General features: G+C 73.8%; 26 protein-coding genes, 2 tRNA genes and 1 pseudogene. 16 read left to right on the forward strand and 13 right to left on the reverse strand.

From position 1 onward, the window contains the following. The first annotated feature begins 106 nt into the window (after positions 1–106). The 3 genes from ACN261_RS09275 to ACN261_RS09285 all read left to right on the forward strand — a co-directional run bounded on the left by ACN261_RS09275 (position 107) and on the right by ACN261_RS09285 (position 466). Positions 107–180 (forward strand) — tRNA-Ile (locus ACN261_RS09275). A 49-nt stretch (positions 181–229) separates the two neighbouring features. Then, positions 230–358 (forward strand): DLW-39 family protein, encoded by a 129-nt coding sequence (locus ACN261_RS09280; protein ID WP_211291697.1) that lies wholly within the window; start codon positions 230–232, stop codon positions 356–358. A gap of 32 nt (positions 359–390) precedes the next feature. After that, a tRNA-Ala gene (locus ACN261_RS09285) sits at positions 391–466 on the forward strand. 554 nt (positions 467–1,020) lie between these two features. On the opposite strand, the gene ACN261_RS09290 is transcribed toward ACN261_RS09285, so the two are convergent. From ACN261_RS09290 to ACN261_RS09305, 4 genes are read right to left on the reverse strand one after another with little or no spacing between them, the layout of a single operon-like run. Further along, positions 1,021–1,521 carry a hypothetical protein gene (locus tag ACN261_RS09290; protein ID WP_425849523.1) on the reverse strand — a complete coding sequence of 167 codons (501 nt, stop codon included), beginning with the start codon at positions 1,519–1,521 and terminating at the stop codon, positions 1,021–1,023. Beyond that, positions 1,518–2,108: a CDP-alcohol phosphatidyltransferase family protein gene (locus ACN261_RS09295; protein ID WP_425849526.1), complete on the reverse strand. Its 591-nt coding sequence runs from the start codon at positions 2,106–2,108 to the stop codon at positions 1,518–1,520. Before ACN261_RS09295 ends, ACN261_RS09290 begins: the two co-directional genes overlap by 4 nt. Continuing rightward, positions 2,105–2,329, reverse strand: a complete 225-nt coding sequence (locus tag ACN261_RS09300) for a hypothetical protein (protein WP_421484839.1) — start codon at positions 2,327–2,329, stop codon at positions 2,105–2,107. Before ACN261_RS09300 ends, ACN261_RS09295 begins: the two co-directional genes overlap by 4 nt. Further along, on the reverse strand, positions 2,330–2,671 hold the full coding sequence (locus ACN261_RS09305) for an ArsR/SmtB family transcription factor (RefSeq protein WP_421484840.1): 342 nt from the start codon (positions 2,669–2,671) through the stop codon (positions 2,330–2,332). It lies immediately after the preceding gene. Between the two features lie 118 nt (positions 2,672–2,789). Between ACN261_RS09305 and ACN261_RS09310 the strand changes: the two genes are divergently transcribed. Further along, the gene (locus ACN261_RS09310) at positions 2,790–3,122 is read left to right on the forward strand and encodes a DUF952 domain-containing protein (RefSeq protein ID WP_421484841.1); all 333 of its coding nucleotides are present in this window, start codon (positions 2,790–2,792) and stop codon (positions 3,120–3,122) included. Positions 3,123–3,166: 44 nt separating this feature from the next. Here ACN261_RS09310 and ACN261_RS09315 read toward each other — a convergent pair whose 3' ends face one another. Further along, entirely contained in the window at positions 3,167–3,913 is a 747-nt protein-coding gene (locus tag ACN261_RS09315; RefSeq protein ID WP_421484842.1) for an HAD family hydrolase, read from the reverse strand. 193 nt (positions 3,914–4,106) lie between these two features. On the opposite strand from ACN261_RS09315, the gene ACN261_RS09320 reads away from it, so the two are divergent. Further along, entirely contained in the window at positions 4,107–4,427 is a 321-nt protein-coding gene (locus tag ACN261_RS09320) for a hypothetical protein (RefSeq protein WP_425849529.1), read from the forward strand. 33 nt (positions 4,428–4,460) lie between these two features. Further along, complete coding sequence (locus ACN261_RS09325) at positions 4,461–5,426, forward strand: L-threonylcarbamoyladenylate synthase (RefSeq protein ID WP_421486961.1); 966 nt, start codon at positions 4,461–4,463, stop codon at positions 5,424–5,426. A gap of 50 nt (positions 5,427–5,476) precedes the next feature. On the opposite strand, the gene ACN261_RS09330 is transcribed toward ACN261_RS09325, so the two are convergent. Beyond that, positions 5,477–6,274, reverse strand: a complete 798-nt coding sequence (locus tag ACN261_RS09330; protein ID WP_425849530.1) for an MBL fold metallo-hydrolase — start codon at positions 6,272–6,274, stop codon at positions 5,477–5,479. A gap of 44 nt (positions 6,275–6,318) precedes the next feature. Next, entirely contained in the window at positions 6,319–10,755 is a 4,437-nt protein-coding gene (locus ACN261_RS09335; RefSeq protein WP_425849533.1) for an HAD-IC family P-type ATPase, read from the reverse strand. 138 nt (positions 10,756–10,893) lie between these two features. On the opposite strand from ACN261_RS09335, the pseudogene ACN261_RS09340 reads away from it, so the two are divergent. From ACN261_RS09340 to ACN261_RS09360, 5 genes and pseudogenes are all read left to right on the forward strand, one after another. Further along, positions 10,894–11,213 (forward strand): annotated as a pseudogene (locus ACN261_RS09340) (hypothetical protein). An 83-nt stretch (positions 11,214–11,296) separates the two neighbouring features. Next, entirely contained in the window at positions 11,297–12,667 is a 1,371-nt protein-coding gene (locus ACN261_RS09345) for an MFS transporter (RefSeq protein WP_421484846.1), read from the forward strand. Positions 12,668–12,718: 51 nt separating this feature from the next. Continuing rightward, positions 12,719–13,366, forward strand: a complete 648-nt coding sequence (locus tag ACN261_RS09350) for a GAP family protein (protein WP_425849535.1) — start codon at positions 12,719–12,721, stop codon at positions 13,364–13,366. Between the two features lie 112 nt (positions 13,367–13,478). Continuing rightward, positions 13,479–13,673 (forward strand): hypothetical protein, encoded by a 195-nt coding sequence (locus ACN261_RS09355; RefSeq protein ID WP_088647200.1) that lies wholly within the window; start codon positions 13,479–13,481, stop codon positions 13,671–13,673. A gap of 89 nt (positions 13,674–13,762) precedes the next feature. Continuing rightward, positions 13,763–14,311: a YbaK/EbsC family protein gene (locus ACN261_RS09360; RefSeq protein WP_204925539.1), complete on the forward strand. Its 549-nt coding sequence runs from the start codon at positions 13,763–13,765 to the stop codon at positions 14,309–14,311. A gap of 71 nt (positions 14,312–14,382) precedes the next feature. Here ACN261_RS09360 and ACN261_RS09365 read toward each other — a convergent pair whose 3' ends face one another. The 4 genes from ACN261_RS09365 to ACN261_RS09380 all read right to left on the reverse strand — a co-directional run bounded on the left by ACN261_RS09365 (position 14,383) and on the right by ACN261_RS09380 (position 17,883). After that, complete coding sequence (locus ACN261_RS09365; RefSeq protein WP_421484848.1) at positions 14,383–15,015, reverse strand: DsbA family oxidoreductase; 633 nt, start codon at positions 15,013–15,015, stop codon at positions 14,383–14,385. A 20-nt stretch (positions 15,016–15,035) separates the two neighbouring features. Beyond that, the gene (locus ACN261_RS09370) at positions 15,036–15,461 is read right to left on the reverse strand and encodes a SufE family protein (RefSeq protein WP_088647203.1); all 426 of its coding nucleotides are present in this window, start codon (positions 15,459–15,461) and stop codon (positions 15,036–15,038) included. A gap of 138 nt (positions 15,462–15,599) precedes the next feature. Beyond that, a complete protein-coding gene (locus ACN261_RS09375) occupies positions 15,600–16,019 on the reverse strand; it encodes a CBS domain-containing protein (protein ID WP_204925541.1) in 420 nt (139 codons plus the stop codon). Between the two features lie 58 nt (positions 16,020–16,077). Further along, positions 16,078–17,883, reverse strand: a complete 1,806-nt coding sequence (locus tag ACN261_RS09380) for a proline--tRNA ligase (protein WP_425849540.1) — start codon at positions 17,881–17,883, stop codon at positions 16,078–16,080. Between the two features lie 229 nt (positions 17,884–18,112). Between ACN261_RS09380 and ACN261_RS09385 the strand changes: the two genes are divergently transcribed. Both ACN261_RS09385 and ACN261_RS09390 read left to right on the forward strand, forming a co-directional pair. Next, entirely contained in the window at positions 18,113–18,847 is a 735-nt protein-coding gene (locus tag ACN261_RS09385) for a class I SAM-dependent DNA methyltransferase (RefSeq protein ID WP_421484851.1), read from the forward strand. Positions 18,848–19,107: 260 nt separating this feature from the next. Continuing rightward, the gene (locus ACN261_RS09390) at positions 19,108–20,517 is read left to right on the forward strand and encodes a transposase (RefSeq protein ID WP_421484852.1); all 1,410 of its coding nucleotides are present in this window, start codon (positions 19,108–19,110) and stop codon (positions 20,515–20,517) included. Positions 20,518–20,558: 41 nt separating this feature from the next. Here ACN261_RS09390 and ACN261_RS09395 read toward each other — a convergent pair whose 3' ends face one another. Beyond that, complete coding sequence (locus ACN261_RS09395; RefSeq protein WP_421484853.1) at positions 20,559–20,747, reverse strand: DUF397 domain-containing protein; 189 nt, start codon at positions 20,745–20,747, stop codon at positions 20,559–20,561. Then, positions 20,738–21,541: a helix-turn-helix domain-containing protein gene (locus tag ACN261_RS09400; RefSeq protein ID WP_421484854.1), complete on the reverse strand. Its 804-nt coding sequence runs from the start codon at positions 21,539–21,541 to the stop codon at positions 20,738–20,740. Before ACN261_RS09400 ends, ACN261_RS09395 begins: the two co-directional genes overlap by 10 nt. A gap of 211 nt (positions 21,542–21,752) precedes the next feature. On the opposite strand from ACN261_RS09400, the gene ACN261_RS09405 reads away from it, so the two are divergent. The 3 genes from ACN261_RS09405 (at position 21,753) to ACN261_RS09415 (ending at position 23,626) form a co-directional block, all read left to right on the forward strand. After that, positions 21,753–22,097, forward strand: a complete 345-nt coding sequence (locus tag ACN261_RS09405; RefSeq protein WP_421484855.1) for a hypothetical protein — start codon at positions 21,753–21,755, stop codon at positions 22,095–22,097. Positions 22,098–22,335: 238 nt separating this feature from the next. Further along, a complete protein-coding gene (locus ACN261_RS09410) occupies positions 22,336–23,106 on the forward strand; it encodes an SGNH/GDSL hydrolase family protein (RefSeq protein ID WP_421484856.1) in 771 nt (256 codons plus the stop codon). 1 nt (position 23,107) lies between these two features. Further along, positions 23,108–23,626, forward strand: a complete 519-nt coding sequence (locus ACN261_RS09415) for an imidazolonepropionase-like domain-containing protein (protein ID WP_425849543.1) — start codon at positions 23,108–23,110, stop codon at positions 23,624–23,626. The last annotated feature ends 45 nt before the right edge of the window (positions 23,627–23,671 follow it).

The following is a 23,671-nucleotide window of genomic DNA, read 5'->3' on the forward strand; positions in this document are numbered from 1 at the left end:
TCGCCCGGTCGTGAGCCGACCGGTACGGTCGGGAAGGCGCGGGAGCGTCGGCCACCCCGATTTGGGAGCGGACGACGCGATGGGTTAATCTTGCTCGTCGCCACGCGGGGCTATAGCTCAGTCGGTTAGAGCGCAGAGCTGATAACTCTGAGGTCGCTGGTTCGATTCCAGCTAGCCCCACCGCACACCGTTCCGACGGGCAGTCGAGTCGAGCGCGAGGGGTCGCCCCATGTTCAAGAAGCTTCTGTTCCTGGTCGGCATCATCGGCGTCGCTGCTGTGGTGGCCAAGAAGGTCAAGGAATCCAACGACGAGCGCGCCCTGTGGCACGAGGCCACCACCTCGCCCGACCTGCGCTGACCAGCCAGCACCCGGCGGCTCGTCCGCCCTCGGGGGCCCTAGCTCAACTGGCAGAGCACTGCCTTTGCAAGGCAGGGGTTAGGGGTTCGAGTCCCCTGGGCTCCACCAGCACGAACACCGGTTGATCTCGGTCCCGGGTACAGCCAATCTGCTCAGGCCGTTTCCTGTTCGGGCACGACTGCGTATGAGGCTGCGGTGTCCACGCGGAGGCCCTCCGGCGTGAGCGCCGGGCCAGCCCAGGCAGGTGGGGCAGCTACCAGGCGGAGAACCACGGCGGTGCCGGAGGTTTCACCAGCCTCCGCGAGCCCTTCCCATGGCTATGGCGCATTGCTCTGATGGCCATCAGAGCAATGCGCCATCAGAGCATCGGCTCAGGCTGGACCAGCTTCACCCTGCCACCCGGGTTGCCCGGGATCACCTTGCCTGTGGCCGCAGCGTCGAGCACCGCGTCGAGGAGTTCTACGGACAGCTTCGGATGGCAGCTGGTGGATGCGACCCGCAGCGCCGGGACAGCCCCTCGTTCAGCCCGGATCAGGCGGTGGGTGTCTCACGTTGCCGACGCCTGATGATGACAACAGAGCGTGCAGGTGAGCGGTGATCATCGGCGTAGCCCGACAGAAGCCGTGATCTACGCAAGAAGATGTCAGCGTTCGGGGCTGCGATCAGTAGCCGGCCAGCCTGGGTGCCAATGCGATCGCGACGAAGCGGACCGAGCGGCCCAGCAGGCATGTCACCCCGAATGCGGCCGGACGCAGGGGCGTGCGGCCCAGGTAGACGCTGGTGGCCAGCAGTGGTGGGAATCCGGTGATCGCGCTGACCAGAAGGACACCGATGGCCTGGCGGGGGCGTTCCGTCACCTCGACGAGTCGTGCGCCGGCCGCCTTCGGGCGGGCGAGCAGCGTCCCCCAGCGGCTCACCGGTCGGGGCGCGGTCGGCGTACGTCTGCTGAGCCGGCGTCGCAGCCACGGTGAGTGGAGCGCGCCGCGTGTGCTGAGGAAGATCAGGAGCTTGCCGGCCGTCTGACCGGCTGCGGCGGCGACGCCGAGCGCCACGGGCGGCGTGCCGGTGGTCGCTACCGCCGCCACCAGGTACGGCTCGGCGGGGGTGAACGGCAGGAACGCCGACAGGAGCCCGACGGCAGCAGCCGCCAGCACAGCGATCATGGCTGGGCGGGCGGCGGGTCGACCGGCAGCCTGGCGGTGGACACCAGCGAGACGAGCTTCACCACGGCGACTGCGAGGGCGAAGGTGACGGCGGCGACGGTCGGCGCGAAGATCGCCAGGAGCACGACCGCTGCGGTGTTCAGCGCCTTCGCCGGTGGAGACCAGTTCCACCGGTAGATGCGGCGGTCGACGCGGGCGAAGTGGTTCGGGCTCAGCAGCGGCCAGCGCAGGAACATCAGGCTCAACAGCTGGTCGATGACCATGAACTGGACGAGGAAGACCGCGATCGGCAGGGCGGTTTCGGGCCGCAGCGCGACGAGTGCCGCAGCGCAGGCCGACGTGCAGGCCCGGTCGGCGACGATGTCGAAGACCGCGCCGGTGCGGGTCTCCTGTCCCAGGGCGCGGGCGGCGACACCATCGAGGACGTCGCCGACCCAGTAGATCAGGTAGGCGGCGACGAGCAGGTGGGCGTCGCGGTGGGTCAGCGCCGCCACCGCGAGCCCGAAGGAGCCGACCGTCCGTACGGCGGTGATGGTGTTGGGGACGTTGAGCAGCGTGACCGGCGGTGCGAGCCCGAGAGTGGTCATTCGGCGTCTTTGAGGATTCGTTGCATGTCGGCGGTGCGCCGGTGCAGGTCGGCCAACTGTGCGCTCATCTCGGTGAGCAGTCGCTGTGTCTCGGCGGCCTGCTCGGCGTACTGCCGTTGCAGTTCGCCGGACACCTCGGTCCGCTTGCGGACGCCCGCATACCAGACGACCGAGATGAGCACGGCGGCGACGACGATCAGGAAGACCGATGCGGCGTCCATCTAACTGGTTCCCTTCGGTGGGGCGTCGCCGTCTCCGGCGTTGCTCAGGGTCGCGGCGGCAGCGGCCACCACGTCGGGCGTGAGCTGTAGCGAGAACGGTGCGACCTCGTAGTACTTGAGCGCCTTGCCGTCCCCGGACAACTCCAGGTGAGCGGTGACCAGTTCGGCGCGTTCCAGCTTCTTCAGGTGCACCTGGAGCAGCGCGCGGCTGATGCCCAGATCGCGGGCGAGTTGTGAGACGTAGGCGCGTCCGCCGGTCAACGCGGCGAGCACGCGGAGTCGGTGTGGGCTGGCCAGCGTGGCGAGAACCTCGACCAGCCGGTCGCCGCTCAGGTCACCCATAGCTCACCTTGGCTCATGCCAACTATTATTTGCATGTGCCGTGATGGGATGTCAACTCCCGGTCGGGTTGGCGGGCTGCGGAAGCTGCGGATCAGCCGCCCGTCTGCCACCCTGGGTCGTGCTGATTTACAAGATCCTCCTGCCCGCCGAGTGGGCCGAGTTCGAAGCCGCCGGGCGCTTCGACGGCTCGCCGTTCGACCACAGCAGCGGCTTCATCCACTGCTCCTCGCGCGAACAGGTGGGTGCGACCGCCCTGCGGTTCTTCGCGCAGGAGCCGGCGCTCGTGATCGTCGCCCTCGACGCCGGGCTGCTCGACGCGGTGCGCTGGGAGGACACCTCCGACGGCGGTTCCTTCCCGCACGTCTACTCGGCGCTACCGCGCGCCGCCGTCGTCGCGGTCCACCACGTGGCGGGGGCGTCGTCGGTGGACGACACGCTGGGGCGGAGCTAGGCAACGAACCCGACCGAGAGACGGGAGGAGGAACCGGAACCTGCTCAGACCTGACGCAGCAGGGCCAGCAGGCCGTGGCCGTCCTCGACCCGGGCGTCCGGTACGACGGCGGGGTGCGGCGACTCCCGGTCGGTGCGGGGTGAACGCATCAGGATCGCCGCCCCCGCCCCGGCCCGGCGGGCGCACTCGACGTCCCGACCGAGGGTGTCCCCGACGAACCAGCAGTCACCGATCGGCACGCCGACGGCCTCCGCCGCCAGCAGCGCCAGGCGCGGGTTGGGCTTCCGGGGGCCGGCCTCGTCGCTGTAGAACTGGGCGGCGAACGACCCGGCCAGCCCGACGGCGGCCAGGAAATCCCGGTGCGCGGCACCGCAGAGGGTGTTGCTCACCACGGCCAGCGGAAGGCCCGCCCCCGTGGCCGCCCCCAACGCCTCGGGGATACCCGGGCGCACCGCCCAGTCCGCCCGCCACGTCCAGGCGTACGACAGGGGGGTCGCCTCGCGGTCGACGGCGTCGCGGGCCGGGCGGGGCCACGATCCGGTGACGAACTCGGCCCACACCCGGGAGTGCGGCAGCTCCACCGGGTCGGCGGTCCGGCCCGCGTCGTCGCGCCAGGCCGAGTACCGTCGCGCGCCCTCGGTCAGGTCGGCGGCGATCTGCCCTTCGGACACGGCGCCGTCGACGAGCTGGCAGAGCCGTCGGACGAGCTCCGGTGGGGCGGGCGGCTGCGGTGGCGCATCGGCCAGGACACCGCCGAAGTCCAGCAGGAGGGCGCGCGGCGAGCGGAGCATGCCGGCGATTCTCCCGCAGGCTGACCGACCGCGGGACGGTGCGGTCGGCGTACATCCCCTAACCTCTCGGCATGGGAGCACTCAGACCGTGGCACCTGGCCGTCCTGATGCTCTGCTGCCTGGTGCCCACGGCGCTGGCCATCGGCGGGGGCGTCCGGGTGATGCGCCGCTCCGGTCGGAGCCGCTGAGCCGCATGCCGACCGATGGTGACCCGGGCAGCCGCCGTCTCAGGCTCTACTGCCGGATCGACGTCACCGTGACCGACCCGGCCGCGCTGACCGGCCACGCGGTCGCCGAGCTGTGCGCCGCCGACATCGACTGGGCGCAGGAGGAGGAGGACGACCTGCCGTCCGCCAGCGCGGAGCTGCGGGCTGACCTCACCAGGGCGCTCGCCTCCGTCGCGGACGTCACCCGGATCGTCGACGGAGTTCCGGGCATCGAGGTCCGGGGTGGCGTCTGCTGGGCGGAGACCGGCCCGCCACCCGCGCCGGTCCGGGCGTCGACGGCAGGCTAGCGTCGGGGGGTGACCACTGGCTCTTCCCGCGTCCTGCCCGCCGAACACGACGGTATCGCCGAGGCCGCCGACGTGCTGCGGGCCGGCGGGCTGGTGGCCTTCCCCACCGAGACGGTCTACGGGCTCGGCGCGAACGCGTTGGACGCCCGGGCCGCGGCGCGGATCTTCGAGGCGAAGGCGCGGCCCAGCTTCGATCCGCTGATCACCCACCTGGCCGACACCGCCGACCTGCCGGCCCTCGTCGGCGTATTGCCCCCGACCGTCGCGGTGCTGGCCGAGCGGTTCTGGCCGGGGCCGCTCACCCTGATCGTGGACCGGCCGGCCGCGATCCCGCCGATCGTCACCTCCGGCCTGGACAGCATGGCCGTGCGGGTGCCCGACGAGGCGTCCGCCCGGGCGTTGATCAGGGCCGCCGGGGTGCCGGTGGCCGCCCCGAGCGCCAACCGGTTCGGGCAGCTCAGCCCCACCCGGGCCGAGCATGTCGTTCGCGGGCTCGGCGCGGCGGTCGACGTGGTGCTCGACGGCGGTCCGACCCGGTGCGGGATCGAGTCGACCATCGTGGACGCGCGTGGCCCGCAGCCGGTGGTGCTGCGCCTCGGGGCGCTCGCCGTGGAGGACCTCGTCGCGGCGGTCGGCCCGGTGACGATCCGGCCGGGCAGCTCCGGGCAGCCGGTCGCCCCCGGCACGTTGGCCGCGCACTATGCGCCGCGTACCCCGTTGCGGGTGGTGCGGGGTGCGGTGCCGGCGGCGGACGACGGCGTCCGACGGGGCTACCTGGCCTTCCGCGCGGCCCCGGCGGCGGACTACGCGGCGGTGGAGGTGTTGTCGCCCGCGGGTGACGTGACCGAGGCCGCCGCCCGCCTCTTCGACGCGCTGCACCGGCTGGACGCGGCCGGGGTGACCGAGATCCTCGCCGAACCGGCCCCCGAAGAGGGGGTCGGCCGGGCGGTCAACGACCGGCTGGGTCGTGCCGCCGCCACCTGGGCCCCGCCCGGCTGAGCCGGCGGGTGCTCCTCGACGCCCCGGCGGACGGGCGGGCACCGCAGCGGTCAGGCCGGCGGGGTCAGCGAAACGGTCTGGCCCCGAGCCACGGTGCGTACGGCCGAGACGAACCCCCGACGTCGTGCCTCGTCGACGAAGTGCCGCAGCGGGGACCGGAACACCGGGTAGTCGTCGTAGTGGATCGGGACGGTGAGCCCGGGACGGATCAGCTCGGCCAGGTCGGCCCCCTGCCGGGCGTCCATGGTGAGCAGCACGCCGGCGATCCGGGTGCCGCCGAGGTGGATCAGCATGGCGTCGACGTCGGGGAAGCGTTCGGGGATCTCGGCGAGCTGGGGGCGGAACAGGGTGTCCCCGGTGACGTAGAGCCGGAAGGCGGGCTGCCCCGGCCGTTGCAGGTCGACCATCGTGCCCATCACGTCGGGGAGGAGCCGGTCCAGCACACCCGGGCCGTGCTGGCCGGGCAACGCGGTCAGCCGCAGGGTACCGCCGTCGCGGTGCAGTTCCCGCGACTGCCAGGTCGGTAGCCCCTGTGCGGCCCGGAACCCCCACCGGCGCAGCCGGCGTTGCGCCGCCGGTGTGGTGACGATCGGCAGTTCCCGGTCGAGCCCCCGGCGGGCCACCCGGTCGAAGTGGTCGCCGTGCAGGTGGGACAGGAGCACGGCGTCCAGGTCGGGCAGTTCGTCGATGGTCAGTGCCGGGTCGGTGCGCCGCCGGGACCACAACCCGTGCCCGAGGTACGCCCGCTGCCCCCGGTGCAGGAAGTTGGGATCGGTGAGCAGGGTGAACCCGCCGAGCCGCAGAATCGTCGTCGCAGTGCCCACGAAGGTCGCCTCAGCCGGTCCCATGGTCCGTCGGTACCCGCCCAGCGGGCCGCCAACCGGACCGTCGGTCAGGCCGGTGACGGCGACGCGTCGGGCCGTCCCCGGGCCGGCAGGTGTTCCACCAGCCGGGTCAGCGCGCCGTTGGCGAAGGTCGCGCCGAGCGCCGACCCGGCGGCGATGGTCCACCCCACCGGGCCGAGCGGGGTGCAGCCGAAGAACTGGCTCACCCCGGGCGTCTGCACCACGGCGGCGAGCACCCCGACCGACGCCGCCGTCGACGCGAGCACCGTCGGGCTGGTGCCGCCGGCCAGGACGGTCTGCCCCAGTTGGGTGCCGACCAGCGAGACCAGGGCCACCGTGCCGGCGCGTCGTTCCCGGCCGGTCCACCGGGCCACCGTCCAGCCGGCGGTCGCCCCGAGGGTGGTGGCGGCGGCGCGCAGCCCGATCTCCCGGGTCATGGTGCCGCCGAGGGAGGCGTCGGGCCCCTCGCGGAGCAGGCCGTCGGCGTGGTCGGCGTCGGGCGGCCGGACGGCGATGGCCAGCGCCGGCGCCAGGTCGGTGAGCAGGTTGACCAGGAGCAACTGCCGGCCGTTGAGCGCCGACCGGCCGGTGACGGCGGCGCTGAGCACACTGAACGCGATTTCGCCGAGGTTGCCGCCGACCAGGATGCTCAGCGCGTGGCGTACCGACGACCACATCGCCCGCCCCTCGACCAGGGTGGCGATGATGGTCTCCAGCCGGTCGTCGGTGACCACCAGGTCGGCGGCGGCGCGGGCGGCCGGGGTGCCCCGCTGGCCGAGGGCGATGCCGACGTCGGCCAGCCGGATCGCCGGGGCGTCGTTGGCGCCGTCCCCGGTCATCGCCACGGTTCGCCCGCACCTCTGCAACGCCTGGATGATCCGGACCTTGTGCGCCGGGGTGCACCGGGCCACCACGTCGGTACGGCTGAGCCGTTCACCCAGCTCCGTGTCGTCCCACTGGTCCAGGTCGGTGGCGGTGACCACCCGTTGACCGTCGGCATCCGGGCTGATCGCCGACGCGATCGCCTCGGCGGTGGCCGGATGGTCCCCGGTGATCATGATGGTGTGCACGCCGGCCTGCCTGATCCGGCGGACCGCCGGGGCGGCGCTGTCACGTATCCCGTCGGCGAGGGCGAGGAAGCCGACGAAGACCAGCCCGCGTACCTCGTCGTCGGTGACCGTCTCGGCACCGACCCGGCACTCCGCGACGGCGAGGATGCGGTGCCCCGCCCCGGCCCGGTCGGCGAGCACACCGTGCAGCCGCTCCCGGCGCTCGTCGTCCAGCGGCTCGTCCCGGCCGCCCGGCCGCCGCCACGCGCCGCACCGGGGCAGCACCGTCTCCGGGGCACCCTTCACACTCAGCAGCAGACCGTCGGCGGCACGCCCGACCGTCGCGTGGTAACCCCGGGACGGCTCGAACGGCAGCCCACCCACCGCCGTCCACCCGTGCGCACCGGTCTGCTCGGTCGTCGCCGCCTGCCGTGCGCCGTACCGGACCGCCCGGTCGGTGTGCTGGGGCAGCTCCTGCGGATCGTCCGCGTACGGGGTGGCGCGCAGCCCGGCGGCGAGGACCCGGCGCAGCTCGTCGTCGAGCCGGTCGACGGGGGCGAACCGGTCGCCGTCGCCGACCCCGGCGAGCAGCAGCCGGCCCTCGGTGAGGGTGCCCGTCTTGTCGAAGCAGAGCACGTCGACCCGGCCCAGCGCCTCGATGGTGCGCGGGTTGCGGACCAGCGCGCCGTGCTCGGCCAACCGTCGCGCAGCGGCCAACTGGGCCGCGCTGACCAGGAACGGCAACCCCTCCGGCACCGACGCCACGGCCAGGTTCGCGGCGGTCGCCGCCGTCTGTCCCAGCGGTACGCCCCGCAGCAGCCCCGCCCCGGCCACCGCGACCGCCGACGCGACGGCCAGCGGGACCGCCGAGCGGGTGAGCCGGCCGAGCCGGGCCTCCACCCCGCTCTCCGGTGGGGCCTGCCGGGCCAGCGCGAGGCTGCGCCCCGACTCGGTGGCGGCACCCGTGGCGACCACCACGGCGGTGCCGTGGCCGGTGGCGACGGTGGTGCCCTCGTACAGCATCGAGGTGCGGTCGGCGAGGGCGGCGGCGACCACCGGGGCGGCCCCCTTGGGCACCGGCAGCGACTCGCCGGTCAGCGACGACTCGTCGGCCTCCAGACCGTCGGCGGTAAGCACCCGGCAGTCGGCGGGCACCGCGTCACCGGGGCCGAGGATCACCACGTCACCGCAGACCAGGTCCTCGGCGGCGGTCACCCGTTCGGCACCGTCGCGCAGCACCTTGGCGGTGACCGCCGAGCGGGACAGCAGCTGGGCCAGCGCCCGGTCGGTGTTGCGCTGGTGCACCGCCCCGACCAGCGCCGACCCGCCGACCACACCGCCGACCAGGGCCGCGTCGACCAGCGAGCCGAACGCCGCGGACAGGACGGCACCGGCGGCCAGCACCGGCGTGAGCGGGTTGGCCAGCTCGTCGACGAACGCCCGGAACAGGCCGACCGGCCCGGCCGACGGGTCCGGGTCGGTGCGGTGCCGGCGCTGCGCCTCGGCGTCGGTGAGCCCTTCCGGGCCGGTGTCGAGGTGGCGCAGCACGGTCGGGACCGGCATCAGGTGCCAGGCGGTGGTGGCCGGCGTCGGGGCCACGGCCGGGTCGGGTAGCCGGCGGGCCCGCCACACCCCGTTGGCGAAGGCCAGCGCCGCCGCGCCGTTGACGGCGGCGAGGCTACGGCCGGGAAGCTGCGTCGGCGCGGCGGTGAACGCGCCCAACGCGCCGAGCCCGGTGCCGGCCATGGCGAGGCGGATGCTCTGCCCGGTCATCCGCCGGGCCACCCCGACCGCCTCGATCAGCAGCGCCGCAATCCGCAGGTCGGTGCCGACGAGCAGGTGGGCACCCCACGGGGGCAGGTCGTCGGGGGCGGCCACGCCGAGGCCGCAGTCGGACGCCGCCAGCGCCGACCGGTCGCCGGAGACCAGCATCACCACCGCCCCGTCGCGTTGCAGGGCCCGTACGGAACTGGCGAGCCGGTCCCCACCGGGCAGCACCGCGTCGGCGAAGCCGTACCGCTGCGGGTCCGGGCCGGCGACGACCAGGCGCAGGCCGGCGTGCCGGGCGGCGGCGGGCAGCGCGTCCACGCCGGGTGCCGGCTCGGGGGCGACCCGGACGACGGCGGTGAGGGTGCCGTCGTGGACGAGACCGAGCAGGGGGCCGTCCGTCGCGCGTAGCCGCCGGCTCTGCGGGGTGTCCCCCGGGTCGACGGCGTCGAGATCGGCCAGTGGCCCGAGTCGCCAACCGTCGGCCTCGTGGGCCTGGTCCGGGTGGTCGGGGTCGAAGAGGGCGAACGCCCGACCGGCCACCTCCCCGGTGTCCGTGCCGGCCAGCGGGGCCAGGTCGGCCAGGACGCCCCGGGGCGAGCCGAGCACGGCCGCGTCCAGCACCACCGTGTCGATCCGGTCGAGTTCCCGCAGCACACTGCGGTCCATCGCGATCACGCCGCGCCGGGCCAGCACCCGGCCGAGCTGCGCGGCGTACCCCTCGCGGCCACTGCCGGGGGCCTTGGGCAACGCGGCGAGCCCGAGCGCGGCGGCCCGTTTCGGGCCGGCGACGGGCCACGCGGCGGCCCCGGCGGTGGCCCCGGTGGCGAGCATCGTCGAGACGTACCGCTCGACGGGGCCGTCGGGTCGGGGACAGGGACGGCCGGGGCCGGGTGACCGGGCGACGGCGCGTCGCGGGTCACCGGTCAGCCTCGGCTCGGCCCGGGTCCACGCGGTGAGCTGGGCGCGCGCCTCACCCCACTGCACGATCCGCTGCGCGCCGTCGAGGACGATGCCGGCCCAGCCGCCGGTCAGCCCCTGCACGACCGCCTCGGCGAGCGGGAACAGCACCTCGGTGCGCGGGTCGGCACGCCACCCCCGACCGGCCAGGTCGTGCAGCTTCGGGTGCAGGTCGACGGCGGTGAGCAGACCGGCCACCTCGCCCGGTACCGGGGTGAACGGCAGGATACGGGTGGCGGCGGAGATGGTCAGGCCCAGCGCGTCGGAGGCGAGCGCGCCGAGGGTCCGGGGGGTACGCGGCCCGTCCTCCGGCGGGTGCGGGGGCGGGATCTCCGGGTCCGGCTCGTGCGGGCAGACCCGCTCGACCCGGGCCACCGTGTCGATCAGGGTGGCGAGTTTCGGCTTCGGGTCCTCGACGGCCACCACGACCCGGCCGGAGGGGGCGTTCACCCGTGCCCAGGCCACCCCGGGCAGCCGCTCCAACGCCGCCTCGACCTGGCAGGCCAGCCGGTCACCGCCGTCCTGGCAGACGCCGTGCACCTCGATGTGGTGCCGGCCGTCGCGGGACCAGACCCGACGGCGGGTCAGCCCGGCCACCCGGGCCAGCCGGCCGGCGGCCGAACCGACGGTACGGGACGCCCCGCCGAGCAGCGGCGGCACCGGCACCGACGGCAGGACCCGGCCGGCGACCCGGCCCAGCGTGGTCATCGGGGGGTACGGGCGGATCGGTCCCGCCCACTGCCGCCGTACCCCATCTCGCCTCCCGCGTTCGTCAGGCGGCCTGGCTTCCCGGTCGGGCGTCCGTTATGCCCCCCGGCCGGGCGAAGTTTCCGCCGGTGGCGGGGCATGGACGGCGGTGCCTGTGGAATCCCCCTGCCGACCCGACGAGTGGCAGGGAGGCCGGAATGAGCACGATCACGCGTCATCTCAGCGGCGGTCACGAGATGGTCCGGGCGTACACCCGACGGGTGGAGGTGCCGATGCTGGGTGAGGTGGCGGTGCCGCCACCGGACAAGATCGCCTATTACGCCGGGCTGGGGGTGCTCGCCGCCCTCCAGGTCATCGAGTGGCCGCTCGCCCTGGTGATCACCGCCGGTCACCTGCTCGCCGACCAGCACCTGTCGGGGCTGGCCAAGGGGCTCGGCGAGGCACTGGAGTCGGCCTGACGAGACCGGGCTCACCCTTGACCTGAACCGGGGTGCAGGTCGCAGGCTGGGCGCATGTCTGACGTACCGCCCGGCGTCACCCGGTGACCGCCACCCTGACGCCGGCCACCCGCCTCTACGACCCGCGCCTGCGGGCGATGACGGTGGGCAGCGTCGCCCTGGTGTCGCTGCTCGCCTTCGAGGCGCTGGCGGTGGGCACCGCGATGCCCACGGTGGCCCGCGCGCTGGACGGGCTCGGGCTGTACGCGCTCGCCTTCGGTGGCTCGTTCGCCGCCGGCGTGCTGGCCATGGTGCTGTCCGGGATCTGGTGCGACGCGCGGGGCCCCCGGGGGCCGATGTGGGTCGGGGTCGGACTGTTCGTCGCCGGCTTGTTCGTCGCCGGCAGCGCCGACGCGATGGGCACCCTGGTGGTCGGTCGGGCGGTGCAGGGCTTCGGCTCCGGCCTGCTCTCCGTCGCGTTGTACGTGGTGGTCGGGCAGGCGTACCCGCAGGAGCTGCGGCGTCGGGTGTTCGCCGCGTTCGCGGCGGCGTGGGTCGTACCGTCGCTGGTCGGGCCGGCGCTGGCCGGGCTGATCGTGGAGTACCTGGGCTGGCGGTGGGTCTTCCTCGCCGTGCCGGTGGTGGCGCTGCCGGCGGTGCTGCTGGTGGAGTCGGGTCTGCGGACGCTGCACCGCCCGCCGCCGGCCGGGCCGCCGAAGGGCGCGGCGGCCCGGATCGGGTGGGCGGCCGGGGCGGGGGTGAGCGCCGCGCTGCTGCACCACGGGGGGCAGCAGCGCGGCGTGCTCGCGGTGACCCTGGTGGCGGTGGCCCTGGCCGGTCTGGGGGTCTGCGCGCCCCGGCTGCTGCCGGCGGGGTTCCTGCGGGCGGCCCGGGGCCTGCCCACGGTGGTGGGCCTGCGCGGGTTGGCGGCGGCGGCGTTCGCGGGCGCGGAGGTGGTCATCCCGTTGATGCTGTCCCGGGAACGCGGCTTCTCGCCGACCGCCGCCGGGCTGGTGCTGACCGTCGGCGCGCTGTCCTGGTCGGTGGGTTCCTGGACGCAGGGCCGGCTGCCGCCGCCACGGTCCTCGGCGACCCTGCCCCGGCTCGGGCTGGCCTGCGTGGCGGCGGGCACGGCCACCGTCACCCTCGCCGTCTGGCCGGCGGTGCCGGTGGCGGTCGGGGTGGCCGGCTGGGCGGTGGCCGGGCTGGGGATGGGGTTGACGTTCCCGGCGCTGTCGGTGTTGACGCTGGCCCTGTCGGCCCCGGACGAGCAGGGCCGCAACAGTTCCTCGCTGCAACTGGCCGACTCGTTGTTCACCGCCACCGTGCTGGCGTTGACCGGCACCGTGCTCGCCGCCGGGACGACGCCCGGCCCGGCCGGGTACGCGGGGACGCTCGCCGTGGCGGTGGCGTGTGCGCTGCTCGGCGCGTTGCTCGCCGGTCGGGTGGTGCCGGCCCGGGAGCGGGCCGCCTGATCCGGGCGAATCCCGCCGGGTCGGCCGTGCCGACGGCGAGGATGGTGGGCGATGAACCTCCTGACGATCCTGCCGATGGCCGTGGTGATGGTGGCCGGTACGCAGTTGGTGGCGGCGGTCTTCCTCGCTTCCGGCGACCGGCCCCGGCGGGCGTCGGCGGGTTTCCTGGCCGGCGCGGCGCTCGTGGTGTCCGCCGGGACGACCCTCGCCTGGCTGGTCTTCCGGCTGGTCAGGGGTGCGGCCGGGGGCGGCGGCGGGGGTGGTGGCCGCAAGCCGGTCGAGACGGTCATCGACTGGGTGGTGCTGGCGCTGCTGGTGGTGCTGGCGGTGGTGGTGTTCCTCCGGCGGCACTCGGCCGGCGAACCCCGGTGGATGGGTCGCCTCCAGCACGCCGGCTTCGGGTACGCGTTCCGCCTGGGCCTGCTGCTGTTCGTGGTGATGCCCTCCGACGACCTGACGATGGTGACGGTGGGGGCGACCGCCGCCCGGCACGGGCTGCCGTGGTGGCACCTGGTGCCGTTCGTGCTGCTGACCCTGTTGTTGCTCGCGCTGCCGCTGCTGGCGTTGCTGCTGCTCGGCGACCGGGCGGACCGGGTGCTGCCCCGGATGCGTGACTGGGCGGACCGGCACTCGTGGATCATCAGCGAGGCGGTGGTGGCCTTCTTCCTCGTGCTGACCGTCGTCGACCTGCTGAGGTGAGGCCGCGCCGGGCGGCCGGGCGGGTAGGGCGCGGATCACCTGGCCGACACGTACGGGGGAACCGACCGAAGATGAGCCTGCTACGGGTTACGGCCCTGCCTACCGTGGCCCCATGGTGGTCTTCGTCGTCACGGTGCTGCTCTACGTCTTCGGCCTGGTCTTTCTCTACGGGGTGATCCGTCTCGCCGTGCGGCACGGCATGGAGGATCTGGAGGCCCGCCGACCCCAGGTGCTGCGGGGTGCGCAGTCGGCGTCGGCCGACGACCGGGCGTTCCTGCGGGAGAACTCCTTCCTCGGCGGTAACTGACCCGCCGGACCCGTGGCGGTGTGCCCGGTGACCAGCGGGCGTGGCCCGACGGGCGGCCCGTGGCCCGGGGTGCGAGGATCGCTGCCGTGATGGGAACGTTGCAGACCGAGCCCGCCCGCACCCGCCCCGACCTGCTGGCGGCACCGGTGGCCGCCGCGCTGGCGTCCTGGCCGGCGCAGGCCCCCGTGGACGTCGACGCCGTCCTGGTCGCCCCGATCGACGCCACCCTGGCCGACACGGCGGCGTTCTGCGCGGCGTACGAGGTGGGGCTGGACGTGTCGGCGAACTGCGTGGTGATCGCCGGTAAGCGGGAGGGTGAGATCCGGTACGCCGCCTGCGTGGTGCTCGCCACCACCCGCGCCGACGTCAACGGGGTGGTCCGCCGGACGCTGGACGTGCGCAAGGCGAGCTTCGCCCCGATGGCCGAGGCGGTCGAGTCGACCGGGATGGAGTACGGCGGGATCACCCCGATCGGGCTGCCCGAGTCCTGGCCGATCCTGGTCGACGCCCGGGTGATCGCCACCCCGCACGTGATCATCGGGTCCGGCGTACGGCACAGCAAGATCGCCCTGCCGGGGCCGGCGCTCGGCGCGTTGCCCGGGGCGCGGGTGGTGGAGGGCCTGGCCCGGCCCGCCTAGTCATTTGCGTTCATCGATGTTGTTGCACGTGAAACATCGTGCCGGTCGATGCCGCCCCGGAACGCCGGGCGTCAGGCGGCCGATTCCCGCTGGGCGACCTCGGTCAGGGCGGCGAGGAGTGTCTCGGGTTCCTGCGCCCCGGTGACGCCGTACTTGCCGGCGAGGACGAAGGTCGGCACGCTGGTCACCCCGAGCTGGTGGGCGGTGCTCAGGTCGGCGGCCAGTTCGCGGCGGCCGGCGTTCGACGCCAGGTACTCGCGCGCCCCGGTCTCGTCCAGCCCGACCGAGGCGGCCAGCGCCACCAACGCCTCAGGTGACCCGACGTCGACCCCGTCGGTGAAGTGCGCCCGGTAGAGCGCCTCGACCAGCTCACCCGCCCGACCGTGCTCGTCGGCGAACCGGACCAGCCGGTGCGCCTCGAAGGTGTTGGCGCTCACCGCCCGGTCGAAGTTCAACGTCAGCCCCACCCCGGCGGCCACCTGGGTCACCTGGCCGGCCATCGACTCGGCCCGCTCCCGGCCACCGAACTTCGCGGCCAGCGCGTCGAGCAGCGGCCCAGGCGTGCTCACCGGCGACGGGTCGAGCTGGAACGGCCGGTACCTGACGGTCACCTCACCGTCGTACGACGCGAGGGCCTGTTCGAGGCGGCGCTTGCCGATGTAGCACCAGGGGCAGACCACGTCGGCGTAGATCTCGATCTCCATGATCGGAGACAACCCCCAGCTCAGCCCGCTTGTTCCCGCACCTGTCGCTTGAGTCGGGCCAGGATCGCGGTGCCGCCGCGCACCCGCAGCGGGCTGATCGCCTGGGCCAGGCCCATCCGCTGGTAGAGGTCGTCCGGCACGTCGAGCACCTGCGCGGCGCTCGCCCCGGCCAACCCCTCGGCGAGGATGCCGGCGAAGGCCCGGGTGGTGGGTGCCTCGGGTGGGCAGTCGAACACGGTGGTCACCGTGCCGTCCGGGGCGACCTCGGCGCGCAGGAAGAACGCCGTCTGGCACTCGGGGACCTGCTCCAGGTCGTCGCGGTCCACCCCGGCCGGCAGCGGTGGGACCACGTCGGCGTACTCCAGCAGCATCTCCAGCACCACGTCGCGGGGCGCGTCGGCGAACTCCTCGACGATCTCGGCCAGCTTCGTCGGCATCTCGGGCATCCCGCCAGGCTACCGCCGTCCCTGGCGTCCCGGCCCGACGGTCGGCACCGGCCGGGGGTGGGTCCACCCGCCCCCGACCACGTCACCCGTCCGCTCCGGCCGTCGTTCCCGTCCCCACCGCCGGCCGTCGCGCCCCGCTCAGTTGTTCGGGGCACCCTCGCTGATGTCGGCCAGCGCCGAGCTGGGGTCGAGCTGCATAGCCAGGTCACCCAGGGAGACGATGCCGACGAGCTTGCGTTCGTTGTCGCAGACCAGGATGCGCCGGATGTTGCGCTCGCGCATCAACGCCACCGCCTCGCCGGCCGTGGCGTGCTGCTCGATCATCACCACCTCCCGGGTGATGATCGAGCCGATCGAGGTGCTGGTCGGGTCGCTGCACTCGGCCACCGCCCGGACCACGATGTCCCGGTCGGTCAGCAGACCCGCCAGCGTGGAGCCGTCGGTGACCACCACGTCCCCGATGTCGGCCTCTTTCATCACCCTGGCCGCCTCGTCCAGAGTGGTCTCCGCCGACAGATAGACCACCTGCTTGGTCATCACGTCACTGACCCGGTACATGAGAGCCTCCGTACAACACCCGTAGTCGATCCGACTTCGGTACCCCGTGGCGCGTCCGCTACACCCCGTTGCCGCGAACCCGACCCAGTAGTTGGTCGGCCAGGCCGTCCCACGGCACCTCGTCGCGTCCGCCGGTCACCCGGTCGCGCACCTCGACGTACCCGTCGACGAGTCGGCGGCCGACCACGACGACGCACGGGATGCCGATCAGCTCGGCATCGGTGAACTTCACCCCGGCCGAGACGGTGGCCCGGTCATCGACGAGCACCCGCAGGCCGGCCGCCGACAGCCGGCCGCCGAGGTCGAGCGCCGCGTCGAGCTGCGCCCCCTTGCCCGCCACCACCAGGTGTACGTCGCACGGCGCGACCGCCGCCGGCCAGACCAGCCCCCGCTCGTCGTGGTGCTGTTCGGCGATCGCCGCGACCGCCCGGGACACCCCGATGCCGTAGCAACCCATGGTGGGCCGGACCGGTTTGCCCGCCGCGCCCAGCACGTCGAGGGCGAACGCGTCGGTGAACCGGCGGCCGAGCTGGAAGATGTGCCCGATCTCGATCCCGCGCCGGATCGTCAGCTCACCGCCGGTGCCGTCCCTCCCGGCGGCGGTGCCGTCGGGAGTTCCGGTGGCGGCGCAGGCCGGGCAGGGGTCACCGGGGCGGACCTCGGCGGCCTCGATGGTGCCGTCGGGGACGAAGTCCCGCCCGCACACCACGTCGGTGGCGTGCCGCCCCGGCTCGTTGGCCCCGGTCAGCCAGGCGGTGCCGGTGACCACCCGGGGATCGACCAGGTAGCGCAGGCCGAGCCCGGCCAGCACCTGCGGCCCGAGATAGCCCCGGACCAGCCCGGGGTGGGCGGCCCAGTCGTCGAAGACCGCCACGTCGGCCGGGTGCAGGGCCGCCGCGACCCGCCGGAGGTCCACCTCCCGGTCGCCGGGCAGCCCGATCACCAGCACCTCGGGGGTCTCCGCGCCGGGCCGGCGTACGGTCAGCACCACGTTCTTCAGGGTGTCGGCGGCGGTCCAGTCGTGCCGCCCGGCGAGCTTCCGGTCGTTGGCGACGGCCACCAGCGCGGCGATGGTCGGCGTCTGCGGGGTGTCGTGCACCTCGGTGGGGCGGTGCGCGTCCAGGTCGCCACCGGCCGGGACGGGGGTCGTCACCGCCTCGGTGTTCGCCGCGTAGTCGCAGACCGTGCAGCCGACGTAGGTGTCCTCACCGACCGGGGTGCCGGCCAGGAACTCCTCCGAGGCCGAGCCGCCCATCGCTCCGGAGACCGCCCGCACCACCGTGTACGCCAGCCCCAACCGGTCGAAGACCCGCCGGTACGCCGCCCGGTGCCGGGCGTACGACGCGCGCAGGCCGTCGTCGTCCAGGTCGAACGAGTAGGCGTCCTTCATCAGGAACTCCCGCCCGCGCAGCAGGCCGGCCCGGGGGCGGGCCTCGTCGCGGAACTTCGTCTGGATCTGGAAGATCGTCAACGGGAGGTCCCGGTAGGACGAAACCAGATCCTTGACCAGCAGCGTCGCCAACTCCTCGTGGGTCGGGGCGAGCAGGTGCTCGGCGCCGCGCCGGTCGGCGAGGGTGAAGATGTCGTCGCCGTACTCCGCCCACCGGCCGCTGGTGCGGTACGGCTCCGCCGGCAGCAGCGCCGGGAAGTGCACCTCCTGGTCGCCGATCGCGGCCAGTTCCGACCGGACGATCTCGGTGACCCGGTCCAGCACCAGTTTGCCCAGCGGCAGCCAGGCGTACCCACCCGGGGCGACGCGGCGGATGTAACCGGCGCGCAGCAGGAGCCGGTGGCTCGGCACCTCCGCGTCCGCCGGGTCCTCGCGCAGGGTCCGCAGCAGGGTGGTCGACGTACGAAGCAACATCGACGCAGCGTAAGGCCGCACCCCCCACCCCAGCGATCCCTTTCACCTCATCCCCTCGCTCCCGCCGCCGCCCCGACGTTTCGCGGTGATCAAGAGGTTTGCGTCAGGATTCCGGGAGCGGGTGACGCAAACCTCTTGATCACCGGGGCGGGAGGGGGCGGGGGGCAGGGGGCGGGGGCGAGGGGGTAATTCGATCGACATGGGTTTCCGGGGCGGTGAGCATCGGGGCATGCGGCAGGACGAGATCTGGGACGACGAGGCCGCCCGGCACTACGACACGCCGGGCGAGGGCATGTTCGCGGCCGAGGTGCTGGAGCCGACGGTGGACCGGCTGGCCGCGCTCGCCGGTGACGGGCCGGCGCTGGAGTTCGCCATCGGGACCGGTCGGGTCGCCGTCCCGCTGGCCGCCCGGGGGGTGCCGGTCACCGGCATCGAACTGTCCGCCCCGATGATCGCGCAGCTCCGCACCAAGGTGGACGCGGACACCATCCCGGTGGTCGCCGGTGACATGGCGAACGCCGTCGCCCCGGGTGAGTTCTCCCTCGTCTACCTGATCTACAACACGATCGCCAACCTGCTCACCCAGGCCGAGCAGGTGGCCTGCTTCCGCAACGCCGCCCGGCACCTCGCCCCCGGTGGTCGGTTCGTCGTCGAACTGTGGGTGCCCGAGCTGCGTAAACTGCCGCCCGGCCAGCAGGCGGTGGTGTGGCACTCCGAACCCGGCTACGTCGGCCTGGACACCTACGACGTGCTGAACCAGCAGGTGGTGTCCCACCATTTCCGGTTCGACGACGGCCGGCAGGCGGAACTGTTCCGTACCCCGCACCGCTACGTCTGGCCCGCCGAGCTGGACCTGATGGCGCAGCTCGCCGGGTTCACCCTGGAGAGCCGGCACGCGGACTGGGCCGGCGGCGAGTTCACCGCCGAATCCCGCTCCCACGTCTCCGTCTACCGGCTGCCCTAGCCGAGCCCGCGTCCACATCGGGGCTGCACCCCTTCGGGTCTGCCGATCACCTGGGCCCTGGCCACGCCGAAGGTCGACGAGCGGGGGCTGGTCTGCCGGCGGCGGGCACCGCGTCTCGACGTCGCAGTGCCCGCACCGGCCGGGCCGCGCTGCCCGCAGGGGCAACCCGGACTGCCCGCAGGACCGGCCGGCGACCGGGGAGCGGGCCGGCAGATCCGGTGCACGCTGGTGCGGACCCGCCCACCGACCGGGAGACAGGCGTGCATCCGCATCAGGACGTCCAGCCGGCGCCATGGCAACACACGTTCGCCACGACCTTCGCCTGGATCGCCGAGCACGAGCCGGCGTACTTCCAGCGCCTCACCTGGGCCGACACCCAGCAGAACCCCACCTGCCTGGCGATGTTCCACGCCTGGGCCGACGAGCAGGCCGCCCACACCGGCGTCGACCAGTTGCGCCGTAGCCTGGCCACGGTCACGCTGCTCCAGCAGCACGCCAGTGGGCAACTGGACCGGGACCACCTCGTCGTCGCGCTGGTGGACACCGTCCGGCCGCCGTGGGTCGACCACCCCCTGGCGTTGGCGTTCGGGGAGGTCGATCCGACGCTCGTCGCGGAGTTCGCCCAGATCGACGACATGTACGCGCTGGTCGCCCGGTTGACGCAGGTGTTCGAGGTGGACACCGGGTTCACGTTCGCCCTCTGGTCGGTGGCCGCCGAGGCTCTCGCCGGCGAGGTCGCCGGGGCGTACCTGCCGTACTTCGCCGCAGCCTGCGACGAGCACCTGCGGCAGTGGTACCTGACCGCCACCGTCGCGCAACCGGACCTGCCCGGTCAGCCCGGGGACCCGGCACCTGACGGTGGCGACCAGCCGGCGCCCCGGTGGCTGGACTACCTGGACCCCGACCAGTTCCCGCAGGTGCTGGCGGACTGCCCGGACCTCGCCACCGACATCGCCGACTACAACACGCAGGCGTACGCGTTCAGCCTGGCCGGGCCGTACCAGGAGGAGTACCGGTCGTCGGTGCACGATGCCATCGCCCGCGTCCTGGCCTGGTACGCCCACCGTCAACCGGTGATCCTGGGTCGCCTCCAGGCGTTCGGCGGACCGCAGGGACAGCCCGACGATCCGGCAACCGCCCACCTGCTGGCCCTCGCCCCGCAGTGGGAGCAGCTACGCCAGGCCTGCGGGCTCCTCACCGCCGCCCTCGAACCCGGCTTCACCGGATATCCGCCGGCCCAGCCGTTGCCGGTTCGGGAACAGATCGCGGCGGCGGCGCGGGCCCGGCTGTCGGCCAGGGAGAGCCGGCAGGCCAGTGCGCAACCGCCGCAACCGGTCGAGACGCCGGAAGCCGTCGAGGTGCCGAGAGCCGTCGAGGTGCCGCGACCACCATCCCGCCGGCCCGAGCAGCACGGACCGTCGACTCCGGGCGGCATCACCGACGAGCAGTGGCGGCAGATCGCGGCGATCCTGCCGGGCAGCGACGCGCATGGGGGCCGGCGGTACGACCGCCGGCTGATCGTGGAAGCGATCTACCACCGCAGACGCACCGGCTGCACCTGGCCGGACATGCCGGCGCACTTTCCACCCGGCTCGACCGTCGCCAACTACCAGTCGATCTGGGAGCGCGACGGCACGATGCGCCTGATCGAGGCGATCCTGGGCCAGTAGCCGCCGGCCGCGCCGGGGGCCGCTGCCCTCGGTGGGCCGGGTCAGTGGGTGCCGCTGCCGGTGGCGGCGACGAACGACCGCCAGGCCCGGCGGTCGAAGGTGAGGACGGGCCCGGTCGGGTCCTTGCTGTCGCGCACCCCGACGAGGCCCGGCAGACCGTCGGCGACCTCGACGCACTCACCGTTGCCGCTGCGGGTGGACTTGCGCCAGGTGGCACCGGTCAGCTCCATGACGTCATCACTTCCTTCATCAGCAGTGCCGACTGGTTGTGGGGCAGGGCCTCGCTGCGGACGCTCTCCCACCGTGCAATCAGGATAGTCAGCTCCCCGTCCTTGTCGATCGTGGTGCCACTGAGCTGGTTCTCCAGATGGCCTACCCAACCGCTGTCGTTGCCGAGCGCCAGCGTGAACGGGCCGGCGAGGCCCACATGGGTGCTGACCTCGGCGGGTATCACGTGGATGCTGACGTTCGGCTGGTCGACGCACTCCAGCAGGTGGGCGATCTGCTGCGTCATCAGGCCCCGGAAGCTCTCGTCCGCGCGCCGGAGCACCGCCTCCTCCACCACCGCGATCAGCTTCGGCGGCTGCGGACGACTGAGCACGCCCTGCCGGTCCAACCGGACGGCGAGCCGCCGCTCCACCTCGTCGTCGCTGAGCATGTCGTCGGCCCGGATCACCGCACGGGCGTAGTTCTCCGTCTGCAACAGACCCGGAACGAGCGTCGGGTGGTAACACCAGAGCTGCTGTGCCTGGCGTTCGGCTTCCAGCCAGGGCCGGAACCAGTTCGGCTGCGAGTAGCGCTCGGCCAGCCTGAGCAGTGAGGTGAGCAGCCCGCCGGTCGCCAGGACCTCGTCCGCCCGCCTGAGGAAGAGCCTGTCGAACGGCCGCTGGCCCAGCTCGATGGCCGAGATCTGCGAGCCGGAGAAGTGGACCAGCTTGCCGAACTCCTCCTGGCTCAGCTCCGCGTGCAGCCGCAGTCTGCGCAGTTGTGCCCGGATCAGGTCGGCGGTCGGTTCACTTTCCACACGTCCTCCACGGTTGTCCCGGCCGCCTCCCCGGTCCGACCGGGCGGCCCTCGCCGTCGACCCGACCTCGCCCCGGCCGGCGTCGATGCCTTCCGAGAGTAGTGGTGTCATCACCAGAATGTCACCAGCGGGTCGCCTTCCGTCCGGCCCGCTGCGGAGCCGCCCCGTGCCGGGCGGCTCCATCCCCGCCACCATCAGGAGGTCGAGACCGGTGAACTCCCGTCCGTTTCCGGTGCCGCGCCTCGGCCCGTATGCCGACCGGCCCCGTTCCCGCCCGCCGGGCGGCCGACCGCACCTGCCGCTGCGACCGCTGTGGGTGTGTCGGGCCTGCGGCGGCCCGTGGCCGTGCGCCGAGGCCCGGCTGCTGCTCCGCATCGAGTACGACGCACACCCCGTCGACCTGGCCGTCTATCTGTCCGGGCTCTATCACGAGGCGAGTCACGACCTGTTCCGGCTTGACCCGCAGGACGGGCCGACGCCGCGTGACCTGTTCGAGCGGTTCGTCGCCTGGGCCCCCTACCGCCGGGGACCGGCCACCCCGCCCCCGTCGGGCTGAGCCGGTCCGGGCCGGGTGGAGTGGGCGGCGGTATGGGGCCGACATAGCGGTGTCCGAAGGTGCGGGATACCGCTGTGTCGACCCAAAAGAGTCGATCAACCCCGACCGCAGGCGAGGCGGCAAGGGCGCGGGGTGCTGGTCGATGACCTGCGCCACGTTGGGGCGGTGGGCGGCGGCAGGCGACGGTCGGCCGGTGACACACTGGTCGCCGCAGTCGACGAGGGCATGAGGGGGCGGCGTGCGCTGGCGGAGCTTCGTGGCGGTCGGGGACAGTTTCACCGAGGGCATGGACGACGCGTACCCCGACGGCACCTACCGGGGCTGGGCGGACCTGGTGGCGACGCGGCTGGCCGCCGAGGCCGGGCCGGACTTCGGCTATGCGAACCTGGCCATCCGGGGCCGGCTCTTCCCGAGTGTCGTCGCCGAGCAGGTGCCCGCCGCGCTCGCCATGAAGCCCGACCTGGTCAGCTTCGCGGCCGGCGGCAACGACGTGCTGCGCCGTACCTTCGACCCGGACGCGTTGGCGACCCGGTTCGACGCCGTGGTGGCCCGACTGCGCGCCAACGGTTCCGACGTGATCCTCTTCCGGTTCGCCGACGTGCTGGCCCGGCTGCCCGGCCAGCGCCTCGTCTCCCCCCGGATCGCGCTGATCAACCGGATCATCGGCGAGATCGCCGAGCGGCACGGCGCGATCCTGATCGACCTGTTCGCCGACGACACGTTCCGGCTCAACCCGATGCTCTGGAGCCCCGACCGGCTGCACCTGTCCGCCGCCGGGCACCGGCGGGTCGCCGCCCAGGTGCTGACCACGCTCGGGGTGGGCTGCGACGAGGAGTGGCTGATGGTGCCGGAGCGCCCGGCCGCCACCCCGTGGCTCGCCGCCCGCGCCGCCGACCTGAGCTGGGTCGGCCGGCACCTGGCCCCGTGGATCACCCGTCGACTCACCGGCCGGTCCTCCGGCGACACGGTCACCGCGAAGCGTCCGATCCTCGGCCCGGTCACCGACTGACGTGCGCACCCTGCACACCGCCCCCCTGCTGCGCCTCACCCGGAACGACGGGCCGCCGCCGGGTCAGCCGGCTCCGGCCGAGGGTGAGTCGCTGCCCGACCCGCCCGCCGCGGGCGACGGTGGGTCGCTGTCGGGCTGGGCGGTGCTGGTCGACGGGGACCGGATCGAGGCGGTCGGGCCGGTCGGGGAGCTGACGCAGGCGTACCCGACGGTGCGGGTGCGGCGGTGGCCCGGCACCCTCGGGCCGGCGCTGGTGCACGACGGGCCGCTGCCCCCGGCGGCCAGCCCACGGGAACGGGTGCACGCCTTGCTGCGGATGGGCGTCGGTGCGGTGCTCGCCGGGCACCTGACCGACCCGGCGCTGCGGGCGGCGGCGGCCCGTAACGACGTGGCGGTCCTCGACGTGGCTCGACCCCTGGCCCTCACCGTCGGCAGCCGCGCCGACCTGGCCGTCTTCGCCGACGACGGCCAGTGTCTCGCCACCGTGGTCGCCGGCCGCCTGGTACACCGCCGCGCCTGACCGCTCGGCCCGCCGCTGACCGGGCCGACCGCCGCTGGCCGGACC

Source organism: Micromonospora sp. WMMD723 (assembly GCF_049863385.1).
GTDB classification, from domain to species: Bacteria; Actinomycetota; Actinomycetes; order Mycobacteriales; family Micromonosporaceae; genus Micromonospora; species Micromonospora wenchangensis.

Coding starts and splice junctions, on each gene's coding strand:
- ACN261_RS09380 (WP_425849540.1), bottom strand. CDS start 17,883: ATGTTGCTTCGTACGTCGACCACCCTGCTGCGGACCCTGCGCGAGGAC.
- ACN261_RS09395 (WP_421484853.1), bottom strand. CDS start 20,747: ATGGAGCTGACCGGTGCCACCTGGCGCAAGTCCACCCGCAGCGGCAAC.
- ACN261_RS09375 (WP_204925541.1), bottom strand. CDS start 16,019: ATGTACCGGGTCAGTGACGTGATGACCAAGCAGGTGGTCTATCTGTCG.
- ACN261_RS09335 (WP_425849533.1), bottom strand. CDS start 10,755: ATGACCACGCTGGGCCGGGTCGCCGGCCGGGTCCTGCCGTCGGTGCCG.
- ACN261_RS09350 (WP_425849535.1), top strand. CDS start 12,719: ATGAACCTCCTGACGATCCTGCCGATGGCCGTGGTGATGGTGGCCGGT.
- ACN261_RS09315 (WP_421484842.1), bottom strand. CDS start 3,913: ATGCTCCGCTCGCCGCGCGCCCTCCTGCTGGACTTCGGCGGTGTCCTG.
- ACN261_RS09355 (WP_088647200.1), top strand. CDS start 13,479: ATGGTGGTCTTCGTCGTCACGGTGCTGCTCTACGTCTTCGGCCTGGTC.
- ACN261_RS09300 (WP_421484839.1), bottom strand. CDS start 2,329: ATGGACGCCGCATCGGTCTTCCTGATCGTCGTCGCCGCCGTGCTCATC.
- ACN261_RS09370 (WP_088647203.1), bottom strand. CDS start 15,461: ATGCCCGAGATGCCGACGAAGCTGGCCGAGATCGTCGAGGAGTTCGCC.
- ACN261_RS09305 (WP_421484840.1), bottom strand. CDS start 2,671: ATGGGTGACCTGAGCGGCGACCGGCTGGTCGAGGTTCTCGCCACGCTG.
- ACN261_RS09280 (WP_211291697.1), top strand. CDS start 230: ATGTTCAAGAAGCTTCTGTTCCTGGTCGGCATCATCGGCGTCGCTGCT.
- ACN261_RS09320 (WP_425849529.1), top strand. CDS start 4,107: ATGCCGACCGATGGTGACCCGGGCAGCCGCCGTCTCAGGCTCTACTGC.
- ACN261_RS09290 (WP_425849523.1), bottom strand. CDS start 1,521: ATGATCGCTGTGCTGGCGGCTGCTGCCGTCGGGCTCCTGTCGGCGTTC.
- ACN261_RS09360 (WP_204925539.1), top strand. CDS start 13,763: ATGGGAACGTTGCAGACCGAGCCCGCCCGCACCCGCCCCGACCTGCTG.
- ACN261_RS09330 (WP_425849530.1), bottom strand. CDS start 6,274: ATGGGACCGGCTGAGGCGACCTTCGTGGGCACTGCGACGACGATTCTG.
- ACN261_RS09385 (WP_421484851.1), top strand. CDS start 18,113: ATGCGGCAGGACGAGATCTGGGACGACGAGGCCGCCCGGCACTACGAC.
- ACN261_RS09365 (WP_421484848.1), bottom strand. CDS start 15,015: ATGGAGATCGAGATCTACGCCGACGTGGTCTGCCCCTGGTGCTACATC.
- ACN261_RS09295 (WP_425849526.1), bottom strand. CDS start 2,108: ATGACCACTCTCGGGCTCGCACCGCCGGTCACGCTGCTCAACGTCCCC.